At 64.1% G+C, this 18,719-nt stretch carries 16 protein-coding genes; 8 read left to right on the top strand and 8 right to left on the bottom strand.

What is annotated here, in order from left to right; genetic code table 11:
• Positions 1–14 precede the first annotated feature (14 nt).
• A complete protein-coding gene (locus ACFOMH_RS07925) occupies positions 15–3,245 on the top strand; it encodes a 2Fe-2S iron-sulfur cluster-binding protein (protein WP_377743743.1) in 3,231 nt (1,076 codons plus the stop codon).
• A 76-nt stretch (positions 3,246–3,321) separates the two neighbouring features.
• Here ACFOMH_RS07925 and ACFOMH_RS07930 read toward each other — a convergent pair whose 3' ends face one another.
• The 5 genes from ACFOMH_RS07930 to ACFOMH_RS07950 form a co-directional block, all read right to left on the bottom strand.
• Positions 3,322–3,627: a hypothetical protein gene (locus tag ACFOMH_RS07930; RefSeq protein WP_377743744.1), complete on the bottom strand. Its 306-nt coding sequence runs from the start codon at positions 3,625–3,627 to the stop codon at positions 3,322–3,324.
• A 45-nt stretch (positions 3,628–3,672) separates the two neighbouring features.
• Positions 3,673–4,476: a DeoR/GlpR family DNA-binding transcription regulator gene (locus tag ACFOMH_RS07935; RefSeq protein ID WP_374424892.1), complete on the bottom strand. Its 804-nt coding sequence runs from the start codon at positions 4,474–4,476 to the stop codon at positions 3,673–3,675.
• A 32-nt stretch (positions 4,477–4,508) separates the two neighbouring features.
• Positions 4,509–5,282: an SDR family NAD(P)-dependent oxidoreductase gene (locus tag ACFOMH_RS07940; protein ID WP_377743746.1), complete on the bottom strand. Its 774-nt coding sequence runs from the start codon at positions 5,280–5,282 to the stop codon at positions 4,509–4,511.
• A 150-nt stretch (positions 5,283–5,432) separates the two neighbouring features.
• Positions 5,433–6,749: an ABC transporter substrate-binding protein gene (locus ACFOMH_RS07945; RefSeq protein ID WP_377743748.1), complete on the bottom strand. Its 1,317-nt coding sequence runs from the start codon at positions 6,747–6,749 to the stop codon at positions 5,433–5,435.
• 70 nt (positions 6,750–6,819) lie between these two features.
• Complete coding sequence (locus ACFOMH_RS07950) at positions 6,820–8,052, bottom strand: ADP-dependent glucokinase/phosphofructokinase (protein WP_377743749.1); 1,233 nt, start codon at positions 8,050–8,052, stop codon at positions 6,820–6,822.
• A gap of 354 nt (positions 8,053–8,406) precedes the next feature.
• Between ACFOMH_RS07950 and ACFOMH_RS07955 the strand changes: the two genes are divergently transcribed.
• From ACFOMH_RS07955 to ACFOMH_RS07970, 4 genes are all read left to right on the top strand, one after another.
• A complete protein-coding gene (locus ACFOMH_RS07955; RefSeq protein ID WP_377743751.1) occupies positions 8,407–9,495 on the top strand; it encodes a hypothetical protein in 1,089 nt (362 codons plus the stop codon).
• Positions 9,496–9,726: 231 nt separating this feature from the next.
• Positions 9,727–10,563 carry a carbohydrate ABC transporter permease gene (locus tag ACFOMH_RS07960; RefSeq protein WP_377743915.1) on the top strand — a complete coding sequence of 279 codons (837 nt, stop codon included), beginning with the start codon at positions 9,727–9,729 and terminating at the stop codon, positions 10,561–10,563.
• Between the two features lie 17 nt (positions 10,564–10,580).
• A complete protein-coding gene (locus tag ACFOMH_RS07965) occupies positions 10,581–11,411 on the top strand; it encodes a carbohydrate ABC transporter permease (RefSeq protein WP_377743753.1) in 831 nt (276 codons plus the stop codon).
• Positions 11,412–11,444: 33 nt separating this feature from the next.
• Complete coding sequence (locus ACFOMH_RS07970) at positions 11,445–12,449, top strand: ABC transporter ATP-binding protein (RefSeq protein ID WP_377743754.1); 1,005 nt, start codon at positions 11,445–11,447, stop codon at positions 12,447–12,449.
• A 36-nt stretch (positions 12,450–12,485) separates the two neighbouring features.
• Here the strand turns inward: ACFOMH_RS07970 and bglB are convergent, their stop codons facing one another.
• Positions 12,486–13,577: a beta-galactosidase BglB gene (gene bglB / locus ACFOMH_RS07975; RefSeq protein WP_377743756.1), complete on the bottom strand. Its 1,092-nt coding sequence runs from the start codon at positions 13,575–13,577 to the stop codon at positions 12,486–12,488.
• Positions 13,578–13,635: 58 nt separating this feature from the next.
• Complete coding sequence (locus tag ACFOMH_RS07980; RefSeq protein ID WP_377743757.1) at positions 13,636–14,691, bottom strand: TRAP transporter substrate-binding protein; 1,056 nt, start codon at positions 14,689–14,691, stop codon at positions 13,636–13,638.
• Positions 14,692–14,897: 206 nt separating this feature from the next.
• Here ACFOMH_RS07980 and ACFOMH_RS07985 point away from each other — a divergent pair, with 206 nt between their 5' ends.
• Both ACFOMH_RS07985 and ACFOMH_RS07990 read left to right on the top strand, forming a co-directional pair.
• The gene (locus tag ACFOMH_RS07985) at positions 14,898–15,401 is read left to right on the top strand and encodes a TRAP transporter small permease (RefSeq protein ID WP_377743758.1); all 504 of its coding nucleotides are present in this window, start codon (positions 14,898–14,900) and stop codon (positions 15,399–15,401) included.
• Between the two features lies 1 nt (position 15,402).
• Positions 15,403–16,725 (top strand): TRAP transporter large permease, encoded by a 1,323-nt coding sequence (locus ACFOMH_RS07990; protein WP_377743760.1) that lies wholly within the window; start codon positions 15,403–15,405, stop codon positions 16,723–16,725.
• 15 nt (positions 16,726–16,740) lie between these two features.
• Here the strand turns inward: ACFOMH_RS07990 and ACFOMH_RS07995 are convergent, their stop codons facing one another.
• On the bottom strand, positions 16,741–17,754 hold the full coding sequence (locus tag ACFOMH_RS07995; protein WP_377743761.1) for a LacI family DNA-binding transcriptional regulator: 1,014 nt from the start codon (positions 17,752–17,754) through the stop codon (positions 16,741–16,743).
• A 128-nt stretch (positions 17,755–17,882) separates the two neighbouring features.
• On the opposite strand from ACFOMH_RS07995, the gene kduI reads away from it, so the two are divergent.
• A complete protein-coding gene (gene kduI / locus ACFOMH_RS08000) occupies positions 17,883–18,719 on the top strand; it encodes a 5-dehydro-4-deoxy-D-glucuronate isomerase (RefSeq protein ID WP_377743763.1) in 837 nt (278 codons plus the stop codon).

The following is an 18,719-nucleotide window of genomic DNA, read 5'->3' on the forward strand; positions in this document are numbered from 1 at the left end:
CACGAGGCCCCCGAATGCGCGTCTTTTCCTATAAGGACCGGCCGGTCCATCTGGGGCCGTTCCCCCTTGAACGGCTGGCGCGCGGGACGGGGGCGGTCGATCTGAGGCAATTGCCCGAACAGGGCGCCCTGTCCTTTGCCCATGCCGATCCTTTGTCGCTGTCCCATGCGATGGCGCGCTTCATGGCCATGTTCGACACGGTGCGCGACGGCCCCATCACCCATGGCACCGCCGAGATCCCCGACGACCCGATCGAGCGCGCGCACCACCTGAAGGCGGCGGGGTATTATTTCGATGCCTCGATGGTCGGTGTGGCGGCGCTGCGGCCCGAACATTTCCTGACCGCGCCCTATCGCAACCCGTTGATCGACAACCTGAAAGAGGAACTTGAGCAAGGCGGCCCGAAATCCTTTGCCGCCGGGATCGACGCGATCTATGCCGATATCCTCGATGCCGCGCGCAGCCAGCCCGGCCCGGTCGGTCACCATACCCACGCGCTGGTGTTTCTGGTCGAGCATACCCGCGACCCGCGCCCGGATGAGGCCGGAACCGACTGGTTCGGTGGCACCCAGGCACAGCGCGCCGCGCTTTTGACCGCCAATTGCGGGGTGGTTCTGGCCAATTACCTGCGCATGCTGGGGTTCGAGGCCCGCGCCCACAGCGCCACCACATCCGAGATCGATCTGCGCCGGCTGGCCGTGTCGGCGGGGCTGGCCAGCATGGCCGAGGGTGACGATGGCATGACCATCGAGAACGCCTATGTCGGCCGCCGCTTCGGCCTTGCCGCCGTGACCACGACCATGGCGCTTGCCCCCGACCGGCCGCTGGCGGCGGGGGGCGGGCGCGACGGGTTCGCGTCGCATGGCCCGGCCTGGTGGGCGGGCAAGGGCACCGCGCGCAAGGCCGCAACCGCGCAGCCCTATCGCGACCGCGATTTCCGCATGGGGCCTTACCCGTTCGAGCGGATCAGACGCCGCGACACGCCCACCACCTTTATCGACGAGGATCGCGTTCCCCGCTTTCCCAAGCGCGCCGATTTCTTTGCTCGCGCGCTATTTGGCGATATGGGCAAGGCGGTCCAGGAGGCCGCCAAGGGCGGCATGTATGTGATGAAAAGCCCGATCGGCGCCTGCGCGCGCCGCGCGCTTGGGGCGCTATTGCTGTTGCAATTCGGCGAGGCGCGCGGCCCGGTCGTCCCGCAGGCCGCCGATCCCCGGCGCAATGCCGACAACCTGAAAGGCGCGGCCTATTACCTGTGCAGCGACGCGGTCGGCCTGTCGCGGGTGCCGGAATGGGCGTTTTATTCGCATGATGCGGGCGGCAATCCCATCACGCCCTATCACGACAATGCCGCCTCGATCCTGATCGATCAGGGCCATGAAACCATGGAGGGCGCAAGCGGCGACGACTGGATTTCCGTGGCGCAATCCATGCGCGCCTATCTGCGCTTTTCGCTGTTGGGGGGTGTCATTGCCGAACAGATCCGGCGCCTGGGCTATTCGGCGCGGGTGCATTCGGTCATCGACGGCGATGTCCTGCAGCCGCCCTTGCTGTTGCTGGCCGGTCTGGGCGAGGTCAGCCGCATTGGCGAGGTGATCCTGAACCCCTATCTGGGGCCGCGTCTGAAATCGGGCGTCGTCACCACCTCGATGCCGATGGAACATGACAGGCCGATTGATTTCGGGCTTCAGACCTTTTGCGACAGCTGCAACAAATGCGCCCGCGAATGCCCGTCCGGGGCCATCACCGCCGGGCCCAAGCTGATGTATAACGGCTATGAGATATGGAAATCGGATGCCGAGAAATGCGCCCGCTATCGGCTGACCAATTCCGCCGGGGGCATGTGCGGGCGCTGCATGAAAACCTGTCCGTGGAACCTCGAGGGGCTTTTGGCCGAGGCGGCGGTGCGCAGGCTGGCCATCGCGGCGCCCGGAATGGCGCCGCTGCTGGCGCGGCTCGACGACCGGCTGGGGCGCGGGCGGATCAACCCGGTCAAGAAATGGTGGTGGGATATCGAGCTGGACCCCGCCCAGGGGCGCTATGTCGCGGCCGGGGCCACCAATGAGCGCGGGCTGAACACCGATATCGACCTGCGCTATGACGACCAGACGCTTGCGGTCTATCCCGCCGATGTGATGCCCTTGCCCTATCCCGTGGTTCAGCCGCTGGAACGTGACGAGGGCATTCGCCGCTATCGCGCCATGCTGACCCCGGCGCAGTATCGCGACCAGCTGGCGCGCGGACAGACCGCCGATCTGGTGCCCGCGCGCACGGTTCCCGATGATCATCGCCCGCCGGTCTTTCCGGTCGTCATCCGCTGGCGACAGGATCTGTCGCCCGATGTGATGCGGCTCGAACTGGCGGCGCCCGATGACCGGCCGCTGCCGCCCTTTGACGCCGGGGCGCATATCGATGTGGTGATCGCCCCCGAATATCAGCGTCAATATTCGCTGGCCGGCGATCCGGCCGACAATTCGCATTACGTTCTGGGCGTCCAGCGCGAGGCAGAGGGGCGCGGCGGTTCCCAGCTGATGCACCGCATTTTCCGCGAGGGGCGGCGCATCTTTATTTCCGAGCCGCGCAACCATTTCCCGCTGGACGAAGGGGCGAGCCTGTCGCTTTTGATGGCGGGCGGGATCGGGGTCACGCCCATGATCACCATGGCGCATCGGCTGCATGCGCTGGGCCGGCCCTTCGCGCTGCATTACAGCGCGGCCACCCGCGAGGGCGGCGGATTTGCCGGCATTCTTCAGGACATGCCCTGGGTCGACAGGGTGCGGTGCCATTTCTCGCGCGAAAACGGTCGCGCCGATCTGTCGGCTGCGATCCCGGCCTATGCTCCGGGGATGAAGCTTTATACCTGTGGTGGTGACCGCTATATGCAGGGCGTTTTCGATGCCGCCCAGGCCAATGGCTGGCCCGACGAGGCGCTGAGCCGCGAATATTTCACCACGCCCGAACTGCCCGATTACGTCAATGCGCCCTTTCAGCTGGAGCTGGCGAAAAGCGGCCGCACCATCCCGGTGCCCGCCGATCAATCCGCGACCGAGGCGCTGGCCCGGGCCGGCATCCATATTCCGACGAAATGCTCGGACGGGATCTGTGGCGTCTGCGCCAGCGACTATCTTGGGGGCGAGATCGAGCATCGCGATTTCGTTCTCTCCGCCGAGGAACGCAAATCGCGGGTGGTGCTGTGCTGTTCGCGCGCCCGTGACGCGGGGGGCACGATCCGGCTGAATCTTTAGCCCGGCCCTTTCCCGAATGGCCCGGGAAAAAGCCGGATCCGGTGCCGGGGGGCGGCGGGGTCGCTTGCCGCGCCGGTCAGTTTCCGGGCGGGGTTCGGCCAATGGCCTCGATCCGGGTCAGCAGCCGCTCGCAGGTCGGGCTGTCTGCATATAAAAGCGAGATGGTGATGGGCTGATAGGCGCACCATTCCGGCGAGGACGCATCGCCCGGCTTGGACATGCCATACCCCTGGGCGACGAATTCTTTCAGCGGCATCGCGTGCTTGGCCCAAAAGGCGATGACCTCGTCCGAGACCTCGTCCTGGGCATGCAGGGCGCTTGCGGTCAAGAGCGTCGTCGCGGTGGAAAGGGCGGCCATGTTCAGGGTCGGTTTGATGCGCATGTCTTGCCTCGTGTGGTTTGGGTTGTCTGATCGGTCTGGCCGCCGCTAGGGCTGCGCAAGCGTGACCTTGACGCCGCTGGACCTCAGTTCCTCGACGGCCTTTTCCGGGGCGGAACTGTCGGTGATGACCTCGGCGATCTGGGGGATCCGGCAGAATTCGGCAAAGGCCGGCTGGCGGAACTTTGAGCCATCGGCCAACAGGATCGTGCGGCGGGCGGCGCGGATCATGTGCCGCTTGATCGAGGCCACCTCGGGGATCGGGTCGGTCATGATGTCGCCGGTGATCGCATAGACCCCCATCAGGCAAAGATCGGCATGCATGGTGGCCAGCATATGTTCGGCCGGCTCGCCCGTCAGCAGCGGCGAGCCGGGCCTTAGCATCCCGCCCAGAACGTAAAGCCGCCAGTTTTCCGCCGTGGCGCAGATGCTGCCGATTTCAAGGCTGTTGGTGACGGCGGTGATTTCGATATCAAGCGAAAGGGCCGCCTCGGCCGCCGCGAACACCGTCGACGAGCTGTCAAAGATCACGCTTTCGCCCGAACGGATGCGTTTCGCGGCCTCGATCCCGATGATGCGCTTTTCGGGGGCGCGGATTCGGGCGTTCAGCCGCGGCTCAAGCTCAAAGGTCGATGACGGCTCGGTCAATGCGACCGCGCCGCCATGGGTGCGGCTCAGCATGCCCTCATGGGTCAGAATCTCAAGATCGCGCCGCACGGTCGAGGGCGAGGCCTGAATCGCCGCCGCGAGGTCCTGAACGCTGGCCACTCCCGAACGGCGCACCAGTTCCAGCACCATCGCGCGGCGTTTGGCCGGGATGACCTCGGACTTTTCACCAAGTGTTCTGGGCATCGGCAACTGCTCTTGCAAGATTCTGGGACGCTCTACCAGATGGTATAGCCACAGTCGACGGTCAGCACCGTGCCGGTGATGGCGCTTGCGGCGTCCGAGGCCAGGAAATGGATCGCGGCGGCGACCTCTTCGGGCTGGGCCACGCGCTTCATCGGCGTGTTTTCCATCCAGACCGGGAAAAGGGTGTCATCGCTGAAGCCGCCGCGCGACATTGCCGTATCCACATAGGTCGGCGCCACGCAGTTGACGCGGACGCCGCGCTCGGCCCATTCGCCGGCAAGGCTGCGGGTCATGTGATGCACGCCGGCCTTGGCGGCGTTGTAATGAACCTGACGCTGGGGCTTGTTCGAGATCAGGCCCGACATCGAGCCCAGCGTCACCATCGCGCCCGAACCCCGTTCCAGCATCGGCTTGGCGAATGCCCGACAGGTCCAGAAGGATCCGTTCAAATTCACGTCGATCAGCTTGCGCCACAGCTCGTCCGCCATGTCCTCGGCGCCGGTATCGGGCCAGGCAAGGCCCGCATTCGCGACCACGATATCGGCCGCGCCGATGGTCCGCGTGACCTCGTCCGCGACCCGGTTCAGATCGGCCGGGCGGGTGACATCGACGACATGGGTTGTGACCTGGTGCCCCAAGGCCGCAAGGGCTTCGCGGCCCTCGTCAAGCAGGGCGGGGTCGATATCGGCGATCGCCACCCGCGCGCCGGCGTCCAGAAAGGATCGCGCCGTGGCCAGCCCGATCCCGCGCCCGCCACCCGTGATGAAGGCAAGCTTTCCGTCAAGTTTCATCTTGTCCAGTGTCATTTCTGCCGGGTATCCTTTTGCGATTGCGGTCACGTTCTGGCGGATGTGTCATCGGGCGAACGGCCCGCCGGTCAGGTTTCGGGGATTGCTTGCGCATTCCCGCATGGCGTTGACCGACGGGCAAGTTTTCTGTCGCGGCGGTGCGCGCCCCTATTTGATATAGCCGGCCTCGGTCATGGCCTTGGTGGTTGCTGCCTGCGCGGCAGAGAGGGCGTCGTCGACGGATTTGTCGCCGGCGATCACGGCCGCGAATTCCTGTCCGACCGTCGTGCCGATGGCGCCGAATTCGGGGATGCCGACAAAGGAAATGCCGATATAGGGCACTTTTTCCTGGGTCGCGTCCGTCGGATCGGCGGATTGGATGGTTTCAAGCGTCAGCTTCGCGAAGGGCGCGGCCTCTTGATAGGCGGGATTGTCATAGGTCGACTGGCGGGTGCCCGGCGGAACGGTCGCCCATCCCGAATGTTCGGCCACCAGTTCGATATAGTCCTTTGACGTTGCCCAATAGATGAACTTCTGCGCCGCCTCGGTATTCTTCGAGCTCTTCGGAATCGCCAGCGACCAGGCCCAGAGATAGTGGTTCCCCTTGGCGAACTTGCCGATCGGGGGCAGAGCGTAGCCGATCTTGTCAAAGACCGTCGACTGATCGGGATTGGTCAGAAAACCGGCCGAAACCGTGGCATCGACCCACATGCCGCATTGGCCATTGGCAAACAGCGTCAGGGTTTCGTTATAGCCATTGGCGGCGGCGCCGGGCGGGCCGTAATTGCGCAGCAGCCCGACATATTTCTCAAGCGCCTCTTTCCATTGCGGCTGATCGAATTGCGGCTTCCAGTCCATGTCGAACCAGCGCGCGCCATAGGAATTGGCGACGGGCGTGATCTGGCCCATATTCTCGCCCCAGCCGGGTTTGCCGCGCAGACAGATGCCATAGACCCCTTCGTCCGGCTTGTGGATTTTCGAGGCGATGCGTTCGATATCGTCCCAGCTTGGCTGTTCGGGCATGGTCTCGCCCGCCGCCTCGACAAGGTCGGTGCGATAAAACGTCAGCTGGCTTTCGGCATAAAACGGCAGGGCGAAAAGCTGGTCCTTGGCCGAAAGACCGTCGCGCACCGATTGGAACACATCGTTCAGATCGTATTCGGCCGGGACATCGGCGAAGGGCACAAGCCAGTCCTTGGCACCCCAGATCGGGGCCTCGAACATGCCGATGGTCATGATGTCATATTGTCCGGCATTCGTGCTGATATCGGTGGTCAGCGCCTGACGCAGGGCGTTTTCCTCCATCACCACCCATTTCAGCTTGATATCGGGATTGGCCTTTTCGAAACCGGATGACAGCTCTTGCATCACCACCATGTCGCTGTTGTTCACGGTGCCGATGGTCAGGGTGGTTTCCGACCATGCCATGGTGGCGAAAGACGCAAGCCCCCCGCTCAGCAGCAGGGCATATCTGGGTGTTTTCATGACTTTATCTCCTCCTTGTTGATATTCGATCATTGCGCCCTTGGGCGCGGGTCATTGCGGATCGTTATTGTCAGGGGCGGCGATCCGGCCGCGCAGGCAGGCCCAGGATCATCAGACAGCCGCCGGTAAAGGTGTCGCCCATGCCAAGCGTGGTGGCCGGGGCGGGCAGATAGAGCGTCGGACAGGACACGAGCGACCATCCGCCCCGATCCTCGATGCCGCCGCCGGGCGGGCCGAAACGCGGGCTCAGGATCTCGGCCCCCTCGGGCAGGGCGGCGGGTCGCGCCGCCTGACCCAGATGCGCCCGCGTCGCCGCCAAAAGGCTGCCTGTCATGATCGCCATAAGCTCACGGTCGGGATCGTTGCGCGTCACCGTCGCGGCCCAGTGGTCGGCATGCACGCAAAGCCGCGCCAGCCCCAGATCCTCGGCCGCCCGGATCATTTGCTCTGTCGGATCGCCGGGGCCAAAGAACTGGCGAAACTCGGATTCGCTCATGCCCAGCGAGGTGATCTTGCCGGCCATTTCGCGCAGGGCCGCGTGACAGGCCGGGGCCGAGGTGAACCCCGCCAGTTCAAGATGCACCACCCCCGTCCCCGCCGCGCGCCAGCGCCGGATCTGGTCCGAGATGCGGGCATATTCCCCCGCCAGATCGGGGGGCGGCACGCATTGAAACCCCGCGATCAGCGCGGCCCCGACATCCAGCGATCCGTCGGTGGTGATGCGGTCGAAATCGGCATCCCGTTCGATCCCCAGATCGCCGAAACGCAGGATGATGCGCGAGGATCGCGGCGGAACCACCCCGGCCGCGGGCTGGCCGGCGGTGTATTCGATGATGAACACCTCGGGGCGGGGCTGTCCGGCGGGCGCAATCCGACCGGCGGGAACCGCCTTGCCGTCATGGGCCAGCGGAACCGCCTCTGGGATCACCGACAGCATCCGCGCGCTTCGGTCGTCTAGCGCGCAGATCGCGGGCGCGCCGATGGCGGTCAGCGCCATCGCGGCATGCGGACCCGTCCCGCCCCAGGCGCGGCGGACGGGCAGCGTGTTTTCAAGCCATTGCGGCCCCCCGGGCCAGTCGCAGATGATCTCTCCGCCGATGCCGGCGGACGCGCGGCCGCGCAGAATGGAAAGCAGGTCATCGGCCTGCGCGTCGCCGGTCGGGCCGGCCGGGGCATCGGCCAACAGAACGCGGGCATCGACGCAGGTGCTGGTCAGACAGGCGGTGGTCCGTGCCGAGGCCGCAAGCCGCGGCAGGTCGGCGACCAGTTTCCGGTATCTGTCCGGCCAGGATCCCATCGACATCGCTCCCCCTTGGGACGAATGGCCTCGCCCAGGCTCCGCGAGCAAAGGTAACCAGAATCAATCGTATTCAGTCAATACTTATCATCGTTACTGATCGGAATTTGTCATGTGCTCGTGGGGCGCTGTCATCCATGGAATGGATGCCTGGTCGGGAGAGGGTGGCCGTTTTCGCGTAATTCTATGGTATAATTAACATTATTTCGGAGATTGGCGGGCGATCATCACGGATGATGCTGGCCGCATACCGCCGGCACCCTGTGCGTGGATGATCATTTATGCTCATTTTCGATGGACAGCTTGCCGTGCTTGACCTAGCTTTGTCGAAAATCCACGCAGCCTGAGGAAGGGACGGCAATGAGTCGCATGGACGAAAAGCTGGGGCGCATCCGCGCCGGCCGCTATACCAAGTCGGACTTTATCATCGCGGATGCAAAGGATGCCGATATGGGCAGCGGTGCCACGGGTCTTGGCCCGCGCCGCGACGCGCAGGGCGCCGCCCTTGGCTGGCGCAACCGTGCCGAGTTTATCGAACAGATCGAAGCCGTGATCCGTGACGATCAGGTCGATATCATGCTGGTTTCGGCCTCGATCCTTGAACGGCTGCATGCGCGCAAGGCTTTCGCCGACAGCAATATCCAGCCCGCGATCCGGGCCAATGACGCCACCGATTGCTGGGGTGCGATCCGGCACAGCAACTATGCCCATCATCCTTCGCGGCCCTTCCGCTCGGCCAATCTGGCGCAGGTGATGTATGGCAAGCGCGATCCCGACCCGCAGGACGCGATCACCGGCACCGATCTTGGGCTTTATTCGGTCACTTTCGTGAACGATCTCGATCTGGATCTGCGGGCACAGCACGAATATGCGCGCTTTCGCGACGAGGCCGGCGCGCTGGGCTTTCGCCACTTTCTGGAAGTGTTCAATCCCAATGTCAAAACCGCCATGGACACCCGCGCCATGGGGGAATTCGTGAATGACTGCATCCTGCGCTGTCTGGCGGGGGTGATGCAGATGGACCGGCCGCAATTTCTGAAGATGCCCTATAACGGTCCGCGCGCCATGGATGAGCTGGCGAGTTTCGACCCCACGCTGGTGGTTGGCGTTCTGGGCGGCGGGGCCGGCACGACGCGCGATGCCTTTGAGCTGGTGGCCCAGGCCGAACGCTATGGGGCGCGGCTGGCCTTGTTCGGGCGCAAGATCAATCTGGCGGAATCGCAGGAACAGATGATCCGCCACCTGCGCAGGGTGGTGCAGGGCGATCTGTCGCCGGCCGAGGCGGTCAGATCCTATCATTCCGAAATCGGCAAGCTGGGCCTCGCGCCGCTGCGTCCGCTGGACGAGGATATCGACGTGACCGAGGCGCCGCTGCGCGAAGGCGCGGCCATCGCGGCCACGGTCCATGCCGGTCCCGGCGCGGCGCCGCGGGCGGCGGCCGTGACCTGAACGCCGACGTCCCGGTCGCGGGGCCGGGTGCCGCCACGGAGCCAGTACGGAGCCAGTCCGGCCATGACGACTGTTGCTGAAAACGATCGATCCCCGGGTTCTGATCCGGCGCTGTCCCCCACCGCCACGCGGGACGGTGCCGGCACCAGACCGCCCCCGCGCGGTGGGCGGTCTGGTGCCGGCGTGCCGGAACGGCGGCGCATTCCGGCGGCGCGGCTGGCGGCACGGCTGATGCTGATGCCGTCCGTCATCCTTTTGCTGATCTGGATGATCGTGCCCTTGTCGGTGACGATCTGGTTCTCGTTTCAGCGTTATAACCTGCTTAGCCCGGAACGCGCGGGCTTTGTCTGGTTCGAGAATTACCGCTCGTTCGTGGTCGACCCGGCCTTCATGGGGGCGGTCGGGGCCACGCTTTACCTCGTCGTCGGCGTGCTGGCGATTTCGGTCATCGGCGGGATCGTGATCGCGGTGATCGTCGACCGGCCGATGTGGGGACAGGGGCTGGTCCGCATCCTGTGCATTTCGCCCTTTTTCATCATGCCGCCGGTCGCCGCGCTGATCTGGAAGAACATGTTCTTCAATCCGACCAATGGGTTATTTGCAACCTTCGCGCGCTTTGTCGGGCTAAGGCCCTATGAATTCATGACCCAGTCGCCGCTGAGCTCGATCACGCTGATCGTGGCATGGCAATGGCTGCCATTCGCCACGCTGATCCTGCTGACCGCGCTGCAAAGCCTGGACCGCGAAAGGATGGAGGCGGCGGAAATGGACGGCGCCTCGCCGTTGCAGCGCTTTGTCTATATCACGCTGCCGCATCTGACCCGCGCCATCACCGTGGTGATCCTGATCGAGACGATCTTTCTGCTGGGTGTGTTCGGCGAAATTCTGGTGACGACGAATGGCGGGCCGGGCACGGCCTCAACCACGCTGCCATTCCTGATCTATAAAGAGGCGCTTTTGGATTTCGATGCCGGGACGGCCGCGGCGGGCGGTCTGGTCGCGGTGGTGATGGCCAATATCGTGGCGATCCTGCTGATGCATGTCATCGGCAAGAACCTGGATTCCTGAACGAAAGGGGGGCACCGATGGCGCGCGCAGTTTCCAACCGACAGAAAAGCATCAACACGGCCATCGGCTGGGCGGTCGCGCTTTTGCTGTTCTTTCCGATCCTGTGGACGATCCTGACCAGCTTCAAGCCCGAGCGGATCGCGGTCGCCACGCCGCCGGTCTTTTTCGATTTCGACTGGACGCTCAAGAATTACCTCGATGTCGAACGCCAGCGCAGCTATTTCAGCTATTTCCTGAATTCGGTGATCATCTCGTTCGGGTCGACGATCATCGGCATCGTCATCGCGATTCCCGCCGCCTGGTCGATGGCGTTCTTTCCCGCCAGACGGACCAAGGACCTGTTGATGTGGATGCTGTCGACCAAGATGATGCCGGCGGTGGGCGTGGTGGTGCCCTTGTTCCTGATCTTCAAGACGACCGGATATCTGGATTCCCGCGCCGGTCTGATCGTCGTGCTGATGCTGATCAACCTGCCGATCATCATCTGGATGCTTTACACCTATTTCAAGGAAATCCCCGTCGAGATCCTTGAGGCGGCGCGCATGGACGGCGCCTCGCTCTGGTCCGAGGTGGTTTATGTGCTGTTGCCGATGGCGATCCCGGGCATTGCCTCGACCTTTCTGCTGAACATGATCCTGGCCTGGAATGAATCCTTCTGGACCATCACCCTGACGGTCGCGGATGCGGCGCCGCTGACCAAGTTCATCGCCGGATTTTCCAGCCCGCAGGGGCTGTTTTACGCGAAACTTTCGGCGGCCTCGACCATGGCCATCGCGCCGATCCTGATCCTGGGCTGGTTCAGCCAGAAACAGCTGGTGCGCGGCCTGACCTTCGGTGCGGTCAAATAGCCGCCACCGGACCCAATCATCGGAGAGCCAGCGATGGGACAGATCACCCTTTCCGGCGTGACAAAGCGGTTCGGCGCGCATGAGGTCATTCCCCCGCTGGACCTTGAGATCGGGGATGGCGAATTCGTCGTTTTCGTGGGGCCGTCGGGTTGCGGCAAGTCGACCCTTCTGCGGCTGATCGCGGGGCTTGAGGATACGAGCGGCGGCCGCGTGCTGATCAATGGCAATGACGCGACAACCGTGCCCCCGGCGCGGCGCGGCATCGCGATGGTGTTTCAAAGCTATGCGCTTTATCCGCAGATGTCGGTGCGCAGCAATATCGGCTTTCCGCTGAAAATGGCGGGGATGGCGCGGGGTCCGCGCGACCGCAGGGTCGAGGCGGCGGCCGCGATCCTGAACCTGAGCCCCTATCTGGAACGCCGCCCCGGCCAGCTTTCGGGCGGTCAGCGTCAGCGGGTGGCCATCGGTCGCGCCATCGTCCGCGAACCCGCCGCCTTTCTCTTTGATGAGCCGCTGTCCAATCTGGATGCCGCGCTGCGCGTGTCGATGCGGCAGGAAATATCCGACCTGCACCGCAAGCTTGGCACGACGATGATCTATGTCACCCACGATCAGGTCGAGGCGATGACCATGGCCGACAAGATCGTCGTGCTGAATGCGGGGCGGATCGAACAGGTCGGATCGCCGCTCGAACTGTATCGCGCGCCGCGCAACCTCTTTGTGGCGGGCTTTATCGGCAGCCCCAGGATGAACCTGATTTCGGGCGATGAGGCGGCGAAAAGATCGGCGGCGACCCTTGGCATCCGTCCCGAACATATCGCCTTGCGGGACGGCGGTGTTTGGGCCGGTCAGGTCCTGACCAGCGAACATCTTGGCTCGGACACGTTTCTGACGGTCGCGGTCGCGGCGCTGTCCCAGCCGGTACAGGTCCGCGCGCCCGGGGAAATCGCCCTGCGGCCGGGGGACCGGGTCATGCTGGACCCGGACCCGGCGCAGATGCATCTTTTCGATGCGGCCGGCATGCGCATGGCGGCGTGACCAGCTGTCGGCCGCGTCTCGGCAGATCGGGCCGCGCTAGGCGGGGGCGTGGTTCAGCGCCTCGACCAGCAACAACAGGGTCATGGACTGGCCATAGCCGGTGGGCTGGATCGGGATGTCGCGGTAAAATTGCAGGTCATGCCCCATGCGGGTGCCGTATGAGACCTGATCCACCACGCCATCGGCGCCGATATGGCGGGTCACCGCCGCCAGCGCGCGCTGCCCCCCCTCGCGCCAGCGGTCCGGGCCAAGGCCCAGCCGGTGACCTTTCAACAGCGCGTAGCCGATTGCCGCCGTCGCCGAAATTTCCTGATAGGACGTGGGATCGTCGACCAGCGTGTGCCACGCGCCTTCGGGCGTCTGAAGCTTCAGCAGCGCCTCGATCTGGGCGGTAACGACCCAGGTCAGGTGACGGCGGATCGGCGCCGGCAGATCGGCCAGTTCCAGCAGGTCGAGGATCCCGGCCGAAATCCAGGAATTGCCGCGCGCCCATCTGGCCCGGGCAAAATTGTGATTGCCATCAAAGGTCCAGCCATGAAACCACAGCCCGGTTTCGGCTTCGCACAGATAATGCGTATGGATCAGAAACTGAAACCCCGCCTCGTCGACCAGATCGGCGCGGTTCGCCGCGCTGCCATAGCTGGCGAGAAACAGTACCAGCATGAAGAGCGTGTCGTCCCAAAGCTCGCCCTCGTTGATCTTGTCCGAAACGTCGTGCTGAAAGCCGCCGGACACGGTGCGGGGCATGTGCGCTACGGCATTGTCCGCCCAGTCGCGCAGCACCGCCTCCCATCGCGGATCGCGGGTTTCGCGCCACAACAGCGACAGCGCCAGCATGGGCGCCGAGGTGTTGATATTGGCCGCGGGCAGGCCCCGTTCGATATGGCGGGCATACCAATCCTCAAGCGTCTTGCGCGCGCCCGCGTCGCCGGTCTGCAACCAAAGCTGCGCCAGCCCGTAAAGCCCGACGCCCTGCGGCCATTCCCAGGCATCAAAGCTGATATAGTCGCCGGCGGTCCCGTCCAGATTGGGCTCGTCGAACTGACCTTCATGGCGCAGCGACCGCAGGCCCTGCACGACCAGATCAATGGCCGCCTCGATCTGGGGGCGGCTTTGGGGAACTTGCATTTTCGGCTCTTTCATCAGGGGCGCGCCCCGGTGGTGGATCGGGGCGCGCGCGCGGGGATCACTGGCTGTCGATGATCTTGGCGACCAGCGGCCCGATTGCGGGATCGGCCTTGAATTCCGCGATCAGCGGTTCGACCTTGGCGCGGAAGGGCGCGGGATCGGGCGTGTTGAAGGTCACGCCCTCGGCCTCGGCCTTGGCGATGGCGTCGTCGATCGCCTGATCCCACAATTCGCGGAAGGATGCGGTGGCGTTGACGGCGGCCTCTTTGACCACGGCCTGCTGTTCGGGCGTCAGCTTTTCCATCGAGCGGTTGGCGATGACCAGGAAATCCGGGATGCGCTGATGCTCGTCCTGGGAATAGAACTTGGCCACCTCGCCATGGCGCCCGATGGTCAGCGCGGTGGGGTTGTTTTCGGCCCCGTCGATGACGCCCTGTTGCAGCGCGGTATAGATTTCGCCGTATGGCAGCGGCGTCGGCGTGCCCCCCATCAGCTCGACCATGCGGATCGAGGCGTTCGAGTTGATCACCCGGATCTTTTGGCCGACCAGATCCTCGGGCGTGTTGATCGGCTTGGACTTGGTGTAAAAGGACCGCGCGCCGCTGTCGAAAAAGGTCAGCCCGACAAAGCCGCTATCGGCCGTGGCCTGATAGACCTCATCGGCGATCGGGCCGCCCATGACGCTGTAGAAATGGTCCTTGTCGCGAAAGATATAGGGCAGGTTGAAGGCGCGATAGATCGGATTGAAGTTTTCCAGATTCGCCGCGCTGACGCGGGTGATGTCGACGGCGCCGTTCTGAAGCTGTTCCAGAACCTCGCGTTCGTCGCCCAAGACCCCGTTCAGAAACAGACGGATGCGCACCTCGCCATCGGTCTTTTCCTCGACCTCTTTGGCGAATTGTTTCAGCGCGGCGCTGGTCGGGTGATCCTCGGTCAGGGCATTGGCCAGCTTCAGGTTGACCTGCGCATGGGCTGCCCCGGCCAACAGCGCCAGTGCCGATGTTGCCGCCAGGGCGACATTGCGGATATTCATCATTTCCTCCCATTTTGCGGCGGGCTGGCGGCGCGGTCGCGCGGTGCCGGCCCGGCCCGATGCCGCAAGAATGCGGAACATGGATATATATTTCTATATGTAAATTTATTGCATGATTTTCGGCAATGCCACGAACCCCGCCAAGCCCGGCCGATAATGACTGGCGCGGTGAGGTGAAAATTTCTTACATATTGATTGGATTTATTACATACCGCATGATTTCCGTCAGCCGCCGCGCCCGAGGGGGGACGTCTGGGCGGCCCGGCTCGGGCCGGTTTGGGGGGCTTATGCTGTATCGTCTCAAGACGCTGATCGAACATTGCCTGCTGGTGATCATCTCGACGCTTTTGGCGGTGATGGTCGTCTTGATGCTGTGGCAGGTATTCACACGCTATTTCCTGGCGACGCCGGCGCTGTTTACCGAGGAATCGCTGCGCTTCATCATGATCTGGACCGGGCTTCTGGGCACCGCCTATTGCTTTGGCACGCGCCAGCATCTGGCGTTGGAACTGCTGCCCAGCATGGCGCCGCCGCCGGTTCGCCGGGCGCTGGGCGTGTTCAACGGGCTGGTCACCATCGGCTTTGCGGTCGCCACGATGTTCTTTGGCGGCTGGAAGGCCAGCGTTTCCGCGATGCAGCAGCTGTCGCCGATCATGCAGATCCCCATCGGCTATGTCTATCTGGTGCTGCCCATCGCGGCGGTGCTGATCGTCATTCTGATCGGGATCGAGATCGTCGGTCTGATCACCGGCCAGCATGAAACCCCATCCGACGCGCAGGAGGCGATGTGACATGACCTGGCTCATGGACATGATGATGGATCCGGGCTTTGCCGCCTTTGCCCTGTTTGCGGTGTTTTTCGGTCTTTTGGCGCTGGGAACGCCGATTTCGGTTGCGATCGGGGTGTCGTCGATCCTGATCGGGCTGGCCTTCATGCCGCCCGACGTGATCTTTTTCGTCGCCGCGCAAAAGATGTTTTCCGGCATCGACAGCTTTACCCTGTTGGCGATTCCGTTCTTCATCCTTGCCGGCAACATCATGAACAAGGGTGGCATCGCCATCCGGCTGATCAATCTGGCCAAGCTGTTGGGCGGGCGGCTGCCCGGCGCGCTGGCACATACCAATATCATCGCCAACATGCTGTTCGGGTCGATTTCCGGGTCCTCGATCGCGGCCGCGGCGGCGGTCGGCGGCACCATGGGGCCGTTGCAGAAAAAGGAACATTACGACCCGCGCTTTTCGGCGGCGGTCAATATCGCCTCGGCGCCGACCGGCATCCTGATCCCGCCCAGCGGGCCGCTGATCCTGTATTCGCTGGTTTCGGGCGGCACCTCGATTTCGGCGCTGTTCGTCGGCGGCTATATTCCCGGCATCCTGATGGGGCTGTCTTGCATGATCGTGGCGGGCATCATCGCCAAGCGGCGCGGCTACATGACCGAAGGGCGGCCCGGCGCGTCCGAAGCGCTGCGCATCTTTCTTGAGGCGCTGCCGGCGCTGGCGATGGTGGTGGTGGTGATCGGCGGCATCGTCATCGGCGCCTTTACCGCGACCGAGGGCGCGGCGGTCGCCGTGCTGTACAGCTTTGGCCTGTCGCTGATCTATCGCCTGGCCAGCATGCGCGAATATGTGCAGGTGCTGGCCTCGTCGGCGGTGATGACCTGCGCGATCCTGTTTCTGATCGCGACCTCGGGGATCATGTCCTATGTGATGACCATCGCCGGCATCCCCGACATCATCGCCGAGCTGATCCTGACCTTTGAAAACCCGCTGATCATCCTGTTGATCATGAATATCTGTCTGTTGGTGATCGGGTTTTTCATGGATCTGACGCCGGCGGTGCTGATCTTTACGCCGATCTTTCTGCCCATCGCCAGCCAGATCGGCATGGATCCGGTGCATCTGGGGATCATGATGATCTTTAACCTTGGTGTCGGATCGATGACGCCGCCCGTCGGCAGCGTGCTCTTTGTGGGCTGCGCCGTGGCGGGGCTGCGGATCGAACAGGTGGCACGTCCGCTGCTGCCCTTTCTGGCGGCGCTGGTGATCACGCTGTTGCTGGTCAGCTATGTCCCGGCGCTGTCCTTGGGTCTGCCGCGCCTGTTCGGGCTGATGTGATCTCAGCCCGGCTGATTAGCGCGGTGGTGGCGCACAGCTGGCGCGTTCGATCAGCTCGCAGGCCAGCTCGATCCGGCGCGAGGGAAGCGTGACGCCCGCCTTGCGCAGCCGCACCGTTTCGGCCAGCAACTCGGCCGAAAGCGCGCCGACCGCATGCATCGGGATCTTGACCGTGGTCAGCGCGGGGGCCAGGTACTGGCCCTGTGGCAGCCCGTCGATACCGATCACGGACACGTCCTGCGGCACCCGCCGCCCCGCCGCCACCAGCGCCGAGATCGCGCCCGCCGCCAGAATGTCGCCGGCGGCCACGATGGCGGTGAAATCCAGCCCCTGTTCCAGTGCGCGGCTGACGCTGCGCTGCGCGGCCTCGGCGGTCCAGTCCGCGGCCTCAAGGATCAGGGCCGGCTCGAAATTGTCGGCCAGAACGTCGCGCCAGCCTTCATAGCGGCGCTGGATGGTGCGCCGGCCGGGGCGGTACAGAAAGGCAATGCGCCGATGCCCCAGCGCGGCCAGATGCCGCGTCGCCAGCGCCGCGGCCGAGCGGTTGCAGGGCGTGACCGAGCTGAGCCGCATCTGCGGGTCGTCGCCATTCACCACCACCGCCGGACAGACCAGGTCATGGACCCGCGCCAGCATGTCGTCATCCACCGTGACCAGCAGCACCCCAAGCACATCGGGCGCCGCCGCCGCCTGATGCAGGGTCCGCAGGTCAGCCTCGGTCTGATAGGTGAAATTGTCGATGCGGATGCCCTGCGCCTCGGCGCGTTCCTGCACCCCGGCCAGCACATACATGGTGAACTGGCTGCGCTGAAAGTCGATCATCGCCTCTTGCGAGGATACCAGCAGCACCCGCTGTCCCATCACCTGACCGGGCAGGGCATAGTTCATTTCCACCGCCGCGCTGCGGATCTGCGCGGCCAGCGGCTCGCGCACATAGCCATTGCCCGACAGCGCCCGCGACACCGTCGCGGTGGATACGCCCAGCCTGTCGGCGATGTCGCTGATCCGGGTTCGTCCGCTGTGCCGCATCGGCTGGCCTCCGTCATATATCGTGTCAGTAATGAAATTTTCTTACATATTGCACAACAGTTTTCTTGATGAGATGCCTTTTCCTATTGGCCCGCGCGGCCGTGTCATGGGGCAAAAGGGGGGACACCATGGTCATGCAGCAAAGATATGGTGCCGGCCCGGATCAGATCGACGCGATGAAGACCGCCGATCTGCGGGCGAATTTCATGGTCGAGGGGCTGTTCACCCCCGGTCGGATCGGTTTCGCCTATACCCATTACGACCGCATGATCGTCGGTGGCGCGGTGCCGCTGGACGCGCCGCTGACCTTTGGTGACGGCGCCGATGTCGGCACGCCGCTTTTCTTTGACGCGCGCGAAATGGGCATCGCCAATCTGGGCGGTCCCGGCTGGATCGAGGTCGACGGCCAGCGTTTCGCGCTGGCCAATCGCGATGTGCTCTATATCGGCCGGGGCGCGGCGCGGGTGGTGCTGGGCAGTGACGGCGCGGGCGATCCGGCGCGGTTTTACATGAATTCCGTTCCGGCCGGGGCCGATATCCCGCACCGGCTGATCCCCCGCGCCGAGGCCAAGGTCCTAGTACTGGGCGAGGCGGCGCGTTCGAACCAGCGTTCGCTTGCGATGTATATCCACCCCGAGGTCGCGCCCTCGTGCCTGTTGCTGATGGGGATCACCGATCCGGCGACGGGTTCGGTCTGGAACACCATGCCCCCGCATCTGCACGAACGCCGGATGGAGGCATATTGCTATTTCGATCTGGATGCCGGTGACCGCGTCATGCATTTCATGGGCCGCCCGGACAATACCCGGCATCTGGTCGTTGCGGATGGCGATGTCGTGCTGTCGCCCGCATGGTCGATCCATATGGGCGCGGGGACCGGCCCCTATGCCTTTGTCTGGGGCATGACCGGCGAAAATCAGGCCTATACCGACGTCGCCCCCGTCGCCATCGCGGAGCTGTGCTGA

Source organism: Paracoccus mangrovi (assembly GCF_042648425.1).
GTDB lineage: Bacteria > Pseudomonadota > Alphaproteobacteria > Rhodobacterales > Rhodobacteraceae > Paracoccus > Paracoccus mangrovi.

Excerpts from the sequence above, each read along its gene's own strand:
- ACFOMH_RS07990 (WP_377743760.1), top strand. The coding sequence starts at position 15,403 with ATGACCTGGCTCATGGACATGATGATGGATCCGGGCTTTGCCGCCTTT.
- ACFOMH_RS07940 (WP_377743746.1), bottom strand. The coding sequence starts at position 5,282 with ATGACACTGGACAAGATGAAACTTGACGGAAAGCTTGCCTTCATCACG.
- bglB (WP_377743756.1), bottom strand. The coding sequence starts at position 13,577 with ATGCAAGTTCCCCAAAGCCGCCCCCAGATCGAGGCGGCCATTGATCTG.
- ACFOMH_RS07945 (WP_377743748.1), bottom strand. The coding sequence starts at position 6,749 with ATGAAAACACCCAGATATGCCCTGCTGCTGAGCGGGGGGCTTGCGTCT.
- ACFOMH_RS07925 (WP_377743743.1), top strand. The coding sequence starts at position 15 with ATGCGCGTCTTTTCCTATAAGGACCGGCCGGTCCATCTGGGGCCGTTC.
- ACFOMH_RS07955 (WP_377743751.1), top strand. The coding sequence starts at position 8,407 with ATGAGTCGCATGGACGAAAAGCTGGGGCGCATCCGCGCCGGCCGCTAT.
- ACFOMH_RS07965 (WP_377743753.1), top strand. The coding sequence starts at position 10,581 with ATGGCGCGCGCAGTTTCCAACCGACAGAAAAGCATCAACACGGCCATC.
- ACFOMH_RS07970 (WP_377743754.1), top strand. The coding sequence starts at position 11,445 with ATGGGACAGATCACCCTTTCCGGCGTGACAAAGCGGTTCGGCGCGCAT.
- ACFOMH_RS07935 (WP_374424892.1), bottom strand. The coding sequence starts at position 4,476 with ATGCCCAGAACACTTGGTGAAAAGTCCGAGGTCATCCCGGCCAAACGC.
- ACFOMH_RS07985 (WP_377743758.1), top strand. The coding sequence starts at position 14,898 with ATGCTGTATCGTCTCAAGACGCTGATCGAACATTGCCTGCTGGTGATC.
- ACFOMH_RS07995 (WP_377743761.1), bottom strand. The coding sequence starts at position 17,754 with ATGCGGCACAGCGGACGAACCCGGATCAGCGACATCGCCGACAGGCTG.
- kduI (WP_377743763.1), top strand. The coding sequence starts at position 17,883 with ATGGTCATGCAGCAAAGATATGGTGCCGGCCCGGATCAGATCGACGCG.
- ACFOMH_RS07950 (WP_377743749.1), bottom strand. The coding sequence starts at position 8,052 with ATGTCGATGGGATCCTGGCCGGACAGATACCGGAAACTGGTCGCCGAC.
- ACFOMH_RS07930 (WP_377743744.1), bottom strand. The coding sequence starts at position 3,627 with ATGCGCATCAAACCGACCCTGAACATGGCCGCCCTTTCCACCGCGACG.
- ACFOMH_RS07980 (WP_377743757.1), bottom strand. The coding sequence starts at position 14,691 with ATGTTCCGCATTCTTGCGGCATCGGGCCGGGCCGGCACCGCGCGACCG.
- ACFOMH_RS07960 (WP_377743915.1), top strand. The coding sequence starts at position 9,727 with ATGCTGATGCCGTCCGTCATCCTTTTGCTGATCTGGATGATCGTGCCC.